At 54.4% G+C, this 1438-nt stretch carries 2 protein-coding genes; both read left to right on the top strand.

All coding sequences use genetic code 11. From position 1 onward, the window contains the following. A partial coding sequence (gene hflK / locus TPSD3_RS05125; protein ID WP_086487517.1) for an FtsH protease activity modulator HflK occupies window positions 1–1077 on the top strand: 1077 nt, incomplete at its 5' end. Between the two features lie 2 nt (window positions 1078–1079). Further along, on the top strand, window positions 1080–1438 hold a 359-nt coding region (gene hflC, locus TPSD3_RS05120), incomplete at its 3' end, for a protease modulator HflC (RefSeq protein WP_086487516.1).

Raw genomic sequence — 1438 nt, 5'->3', positions numbered from 1 at the left:
CGATCTGGCGGTGGCAGTTCATCGCAAGGCCCGCGCCCGCAGCTTGGCGGTCGTGTCGTTACCATCGCAGCGGCAGCGATTGTCATTATCTGGGCGGCCAGTGGTTTCTATACCATTAAAGAAGCCGAACGCGGCGTGGTAACACGCTTTGGTAAATTCAGCCATCTGGTTGAGCCGGGTCTGAACTGGAAACCGACGTTTATCGACGAAGTCAAACCGGTGAACGTGGAAGCCGTGCGTGAACTGGCCGCTTCTGGTGTGATGCTGACGTCGGACGAGAACGTAGTGCGCGTTGAGATGAACGTGCAGTACCGCGTCACCAATCCGGAAAAATATCTGTATAGCGTGACCAGCCCGGATGACAGCCTGCGTCAGGCTACCGACAGCGCCCTGCGTGGAGTTATCGGTAAATACACCATGGACCGCATTCTGACGGAAGGTCGTACCGTGATTCGTAGCGATACTCAGCGCGAACTGGAAGAGACGATTCGTCCGTATGACATGGGTATCACGCTGCTGGACGTCAACTTCCAGGCTGCTCGTCCGCCGGAAGAAGTAAAAGCGGCGTTTGACGATGCGATTGCCGCGCGTGAAAACGAACAGCAATACATTCGTGAAGCAGAAGCGTATACCAACGAAGTTCAGCCGCGTGCGAACGGTCAGGCGCAACGTATCCTCGAAGAGGCGCGTGCGTACAAGGCCCAGACCATCCTGGAAGCTCAGGGTGAAGTGGCGCGCTTTGCTAAACTTCTGCCGGAATATAAAGCCGCGCCGGAAATTACTCGCGAGCGTCTGTATATCGAGACGATGGAAAAAGTGTTGGGTAACACCCGCAAAGTGCTGGTTAACGATAAAGGTGGCAACCTGATGGTTCTGCCGTTAGACCAGATGCTGAAAGGTGGTAACGCCCCTGCGGCGAAGAGCGATAACGGTGCCAGCAATCTGCTGCGTCTGCCGCCAGCCTCTTCCTCCACAACCAGTGGAGCAAGCAACACGTCGTCCACCAGTCAGGGCGATATTATGGACCAACGCCGCGCCAACGCGCAGCGTAACGACTACCAGCGTCAGGGGGAATAACGATGCGTAAGTCAGTTATCGCGATTATCATCATCGTGCTGGTAGTGCTTTACATGTCTGTCTTTGTCGTCAAAGAAGGTGAGCGCGGTATTACGCTGCGTTTTGGTAAGGTACTGCGTGACGATGACAACAAACCTCTGGTTTATGAGCCGGGTCTGCATTTCAAGATACCGTTCATTGAAACGGTGAAAATGCTCGACGCACGTATTCAGACCATGGACAACCAGGCCGACCGCTTTGTGACCAAAGAGAAGAAAGACCTGATCGTCGACTCTTACATCAAATGGCGCATCAGCGATTTCAGCCGTTACTACCTGGCAACGGGTGGTGGCGACATTTCGCAAGCGGAAGTGCTGTTGAA

Source organism: Thioflexithrix psekupsensis, from assembly GCF_002149925.1.
Classification (GTDB): Bacteria; Pseudomonadota; Gammaproteobacteria; order Beggiatoales; family Beggiatoaceae; genus Thioflexithrix; species Thioflexithrix psekupsensis.
The sequence above is the reverse complement of the archived record's forward strand: the minus strand, read 5'-3'. Positions and strand labels throughout refer to the sequence as shown.